The organism is Actinosynnema sp. NPDC059335, from assembly GCF_042752395.1.
Lineage (GTDB): Bacteria > Actinomycetota > Actinomycetes > Mycobacteriales > Pseudonocardiaceae > Actinosynnema.
Genome location: NZ_JBHYXZ010000275.1, coordinates 1 through 5,533, shown reverse-complemented (window position 1 = coordinate 5,533; position 5,533 = coordinate 1). Strand labels below are relative to the sequence as shown.

The 5,533-nt window shown below is 76.5% G+C and carries 3 protein-coding genes and 1 pseudogene; 2 read left to right on the top strand and 2 right to left on the bottom strand.

Annotated elements, in window-relative coordinates; genetic code table 11:
- Positions 1 to 1,357 (bottom strand): BTAD domain-containing putative transcriptional regulator (locus ACFXGA_RS39350; RefSeq protein ID WP_378098030.1); only part of this gene is annotated, 1,357 nt, incomplete at its 3' end.
- A gap of 384 nt (positions 1,358 to 1,741) precedes the next feature.
- Between ACFXGA_RS39350 and ACFXGA_RS39345 the strand changes: the two genes are divergently transcribed.
- Complete coding sequence (locus ACFXGA_RS39345) at positions 1,742 to 3,544, top strand: cyclic nucleotide-binding domain-containing protein (RefSeq protein ID WP_378098027.1); 1,803 nt, start codon at positions 1,742 to 1,744, stop codon at positions 3,542 to 3,544.
- 9 nt (positions 3,545 to 3,553) lie between these two features.
- On the opposite strand, the gene ACFXGA_RS39340 is transcribed toward ACFXGA_RS39345, so the two are convergent.
- Complete coding sequence (locus ACFXGA_RS39340; RefSeq protein ID WP_378098024.1) at positions 3,554 to 4,777, bottom strand: FAD-binding protein; 1,224 nt, start codon at positions 4,775 to 4,777, stop codon at positions 3,554 to 3,556.
- A gap of 101 nt (positions 4,778 to 4,878) precedes the next feature.
- Between ACFXGA_RS39340 and ACFXGA_RS39335 the strand changes: the two are divergent.
- Positions 4,879 to 5,533 (top strand): annotated as a pseudogene (locus ACFXGA_RS39335) (hypothetical protein); the annotation flags it as partial.

Sequence of the window (5,533 nt, the reverse complement as noted above, 5' to 3'; positions counted from 1 at the left end):
GCTCGATCGCCAGCGGCAGCCCGTCCAGCCGGCGGCACACCTCGGCGACCGCGTCGGCGTTCACCGGCGTCACGGCGAACCCCGGTTGCACGGCCGCCGCCCGTTCGGCGAGCAGCCGCACGGCCGCGTCGCCGTCCAGCGGCGGCACCGGGCTGACCACCTCGCCGTACACGCCGAGCGGTTCGCGGCTGGTCGCCAGCACGCGCAGCCGCCGGCACCGGCCGAGCAGCTCGTCGGCGAACCGGGCCGCGGCCTCGACCAGGTGCTCGCAGTTGTCCAGCACGATCACGGCCTCGGTGCGCGACAGCGCGTCCACCAGGCGGGTCATCGGGTCGACGTGGGACACCGACCGGTCGACGGCGCGCTGGTCGCGCAGGCCGAGCGCGCCGAGCACGGCGGGCGCGACGTCGTCCGGGTCGGTCACGGCGGCCAGCTCCACCAGCCACGCGCCGCCGGGCACGCGGGCCGCGACCGTGGTGGCCAGCCGGGTCTTGCCCGCGCCGCCGGGACCGACCAGGGTCACCAGGCGGTGCGCGGCGAGCTGCCCGACGACCCGGTCCACGTCGGCGGACCGTCCGATCAGCCGGGTCAGCGGCGTCCGCAGGGCGCCCGCGCGCGGCTGGTCGGCGGGTTCGGCGCGCAGGATCTCCCGGTGCGTCTCGCGCAGCTCGGGTCCGGGGTCCGCGCCCAGCTCGTCGGCGAACCGGCGGCGGATGTCCTCGTAGGCGGCCAACGCCTCCGCGGCACGCCCGGTCGCGACCAGGGCGCGCAGCAGGAGGGCCTGCAGCCGTTCGCGCAGCGGGTGGCGCGTGGCGAGGTCGGTCAGCTCGGCGACCAGGTGCCCGGCGCGGCCGCGGGCCAGGTCGGCCGCGGCGGCGTCCTCCAGCAGGGCCAGCCGGGTCTCGTCCAGGCCGGCGACGTAGCCGACCGCGAACGGCGCGCCCGCCGCGTCGGCCAGCGCCGGTCCGCGCCACAACGCCAACGCCTCCTCCGCCCGGTCGCCCGCGGTGGTCGGGTCGCCGGCGGCGAGCGCCGCCTTGGCCTCCCGCGCCAGCCGGTCGAACCGGAGCGCGTCGACGGCGTCGGCGGGCACGTCCAGCCGGTAGCCGCCGTGCGCGGACCGCAGCACGTCGGCGGGCAGGGCGCGGCGCAGCCGCGACACCAGGGACCGCACCGCGGCGACCTCGTCCGCGGGCTTGTCGTCGGGCCACAGCGCGTCGGCCAGCTCCTCGGTGGTGACCACGCGGCCCGCGGCGACCGCCAACCGGACCAGCAGCGCGCGCACCCGCGCGCCGCCGACCTCGACCGCCGCGCCGTCCGCGACCACCTCCAGCGGCCCCAAGACCCCCACCCGCATGCGATCACTGTGCCACGGCGGCGGGCGCGCGTCGGGACGTGCCACCCCTCATTCGCGCGGATCCCTCACGTCCGCGCGGCGTCGAAATCCGAGCGGTGCTCCACGATCACGCCGCCGGGTGGCCGGACGCGGCCGCGGCGGAGTTCACTACGACCAAAAACTCGCACGGTTTACCGCACTGGTGCGGACAAGGTTCGAACATCCGACCATTCATGACGTAACAATGTCAGGTACGCGCTAACGAATGCCCGGAGCAACCGATATCGCCGCTATGGACGAGGATTCCACTCCGGCGGCGCGAGCCCTCGCGCCCGAACGCCGGAACACGGCGTCCGAACGCAGGAGCCGCGCCGTCGCAGACCGAGCAACCACCTGGGGTGCCGGATGAACAGCCGAATGGTCGAACTCGAAGCAGTCCTGGCCAGGTCCGCGCCGGACCGCCAGGCCGCCCGTCGTCTCGCGGTGGACCTGGCCCGCTCGCTGGACGCGCTCAGCGCGCGCCGCGACGCGGACCGGCTCCTGCGGTGCGCCGCCGCGCTGACCCGGATCGGCTCGGCGGACGCCGCGGACGCGCTGCTGATCGCCATGCTGGCCCTGGTCGACCCGACCGGCCCGGAGGCGGCGCGGGTGCGCGACCAGCAGGCGCTGGCGTCGGTGGCGCGCGGGCGGCGGGAGCCCGGCATGATCACGCCGCGCCAGGTGCGGCGCCGGGTGCCGAGCACGGCGTTCGGCCGGGGCGCGACGCTGCGCCAGGTCGTCGGCGACTTCCTCGACCCGGTGCCGCTGGCCGACCCGGTCGCGGTCGGCTCCGTGGCGGTGGCCCTCGATCACGCGAAACCGACCGAGACGGGCGCGCTGGAGCTGGCGTTACAGCGCAACACGACGGTGCTGGGCTCGAACCACCCGCAGACGTGCGTGCTGCGGCTGAACCTGATGTGCGCGCGGTTCCGGATCGCGCGCGACCACGGTGACGCCGAGGAGGTCGCCGAGGCGCTGACCGACCTGCGCGACGCGACCGACCGGGCGCTCAACGCGCTGGGCACGCACCACCCGCGGGCGCTGGTCGCCCAGGCGAACCTGGCGTCCGCCGAGTTCGAGCTGGCCAGGGTGCGCCGGTCCGCCGAACGGGCCCGGCTCGCGCTGCCCAGCCTGCGCTCCGCCGCCGACCGCACCGCCACCCGGCTGGGCGTCGACCACCCGCACGCGGTGATCGCGACGTCGAACCTGGCGTCGGCCGAGCTGGAGCTGGCGCACCTGGACGGCACCCGGTCCCAGGCGCAACGCCTGCTGGACGTGGTGCGGGACGCGTCGATGCGGGCGGTGGCGGCGCTGGGCGCGGGCCACCCGGCCGTGCAGGCGCTGGACGAGCAGCGGCGGGCGTGCGAGGCGCTGCTGTCCGGGGTCGGGCCCGACCTGTCGTTCGAGCGCGGGTACGCGTCGTTCGCGGACGCGGGGCGCTCCCTGGCCACCGCGAAGCCCGGCACGCCGTCCGTGCGGCAGAGCGTGGCGCCGCAGGAGTGGCCGGCCGGGACGCTGCTGTCGCGGCTGCGGGAGAACAGCCGCCAGGAGCTGCTGTCGCTGGGCACCACGGTCCGCTACGCCGCCGACCGCGAGATCATCGTCCAGGACGCCACCGACACCCACGTCTTCCTGCTGCTGGAAGGCGTGGTGAAGGTGATGGTCAACGACGAGAGCGGGGACACCGCGGTGCTCACCGTCCGGGTCGGGGGCGACCTGGTCGGCGAGCTGGCCGCGCTGGACCACAAGCCGCGCTCGGCGACGGTGGTGACCTGCGGCGACGTCACCGCGAAGCTGATCACCAGCGCCGAGCTGCACGGCTTCCTGCACCGCCGCAACGACGGGTTCGTCGAGCTGATCGGCGTGATCGACGACCAGTTGCGGTGGGCCAACCGGCGGCGGCGCGACTTCCTGTCGCACACCGCCGCCGAGCGGGTCGCCCGGGTGCTGGCCGAGCTGGTCGGCGCGCACGGCAGGCAGGAGGTCGGCGGGTGGGTGCTCGGCATCCCGTTGACGAAGGTGGAGCTGGCCTCCATCGCCGGGATGAAACCGCGCACCGCCGAGAAGGCGTTCGCCGACCTGCGCAAGGCCGGTGTGGTGGTCAGCCACCTGCGCCGGGACGTGGTCGTGCCCGACCTGGAGGGGTTGCGGCGGTTCGCGCGGATGTGACGCCGGCGCTCATCCGGTGAACCAGCCGTCGACCAGGGTGTTGCGGAACTTCCCGGCGGGGTCGAGTTCGCCGCGCAGCGCGGCGAACCGCGCCCAGTCGTCGTACCGGGCGCCGGGGTCGGGCAGCTCGAACAGCTTGCCCCAGTGCGGGCGGGGCCGCCACGGGTCGAGCACCGCCTCGACCTTGCGCAGCACGGCGCGCACGGCCGCGTCGTCCGGCCGCCAGGTGAAGTGGAAGGCGATGCTCGGCCGGCCGTGCACCGGGCTGAGCCACTGCCGGTCGGCCGCGATCGTGCGGACCTCGGACGTCAGCAGCACGGGCGCGACCTCGGCGGCCAGGTCGTGGAGCGCCCGCAGCGCGTCGGCGGCGTGCTCGCGGCCCACGAAGTACTCCGACTGCAGCTCGCGCCCGACGCTCGGGGTGAAGTCGGCGCGGAAGTGCGGCAGCCGCTCGTGCCACGGACCGGGCACGCCGAGCTGCGCGGTGCAGTGCAGGGTGGGCTGGCCCGGCACCGGGTGCACCGGCTCGGTGGCGGGCGACGCGCCCGTCCAGGCCAGGTCGTGGCGGGTGTCGGTGGTGCGGTGCTTGGCGAAGACGTGCGCGACGCCCTGCCAGGTGGTGAAGGCGCTCACGCTGTAGGCGCTCCCGAACACCGCGTCCACGTTCTCCACCAGGGCGTCGAACGGCATGTCCCGGTAGACGCGCTGCTCGACGTCGAAGGCCGGCACGACGTCCAGCTCCACCGCGACCACCACGCCGAGCGAGCCGAACGCCACCACCGCGCCGTCGAAACCCGCGTCGCCCCGGCTCAGGGTGACCAGCTCGCCGTCCGCGGTGACCAGGTCGAGCGAGCGGACCAGGCTCGCCAGCGACGGGATGTCGTCACCCGAGCCGTGGGTGGCGGTGGCGCACGCGCCGATGATCGTGATGTGCGGCAGCGACGGCATGGCGGGCAGGGCCAGACCGGCCGCGTGCAGCCGCTCGGCGAGCCGGGCGAGGCGCGTCCCGGCGGCGACCCGCACCGAGCCGTCGCGGACCTCGAACACCTCGGGCATCCGGTCGAGGCTGATCAGCGTGCCGGCGGTGTCGGCGATGGTGCTGAACGAGTGGCCCGCGCCGACCACCCGGGCCGACCCGGCGGCCCGGACCGCGTCCCGCACCTCGGCGACGGACGTCGGGTGCGCGGTCCGCGTGGCGGAGAAGGTGAAGTTGCCTGCCCAGTTGGTGCTCACCGGGCCGATTCTGCCCCATCGCGGGCGGCGTCCCGCCGGCCCGACCTGCGGGGGTGGAACGAACGCCCGGCCGCCGTCGTCCCACGCGGGGAGGTGGCGGGATGCTGCGTTGGGTGGCGGTGGCGGGTGCGCTGTGCGCCGGGTGGGCGCCGTTCCGGTCGGGCGGGGCGCCGCGGCCGGGGGTGGACGCGGCGGTGGTCGGGTTGGCGGTCGCGGTCGTGCTGGCGGCGGCGTTGGCGCTCTGGGGCGGTCGCCGGGCGCGGGTGTTCGCGGCCGTGGTCGGCGGTGCGGCGGCGGTCGCGGTGTGGTGGCTGCTGGTGGCGGACCTGCGGGGCGGCCTGACCGGTGACGACCTGCCGGTGCTGGCGGTCGGCTCGCTCGCGGTCGCGCTCGCCGCGCTCGGCCGGGCCGCACACCGGCGTCCGGCGGCGGACGCCGACCCGGCCGGAACCGCCGCGCCTGCCGACTCCCCGACCCGCGCACCGGACGGCTCCTCAACCGACTCGCCGACCCACTCGGCAGCCGGCTCCCCCGCCGACCCACCGACCGGCTCCCCGACCCGCCCACCGGACGGCCGGGCAGCCGACTCACCGACCGACTCACCGGACGGCCCGGCAGCCGACTTCCCGGCCCGCTCATCCGGCGACCGGCCCGCCGACTCCCCGGCCGCCGTCCCCACCCGCTCACCGGCCCGCGGCCCGGTCGAAGCCGGCGGCGGCTCCGAGGACCGCGGAGCCGCCGCGGGCGGCGCACGGC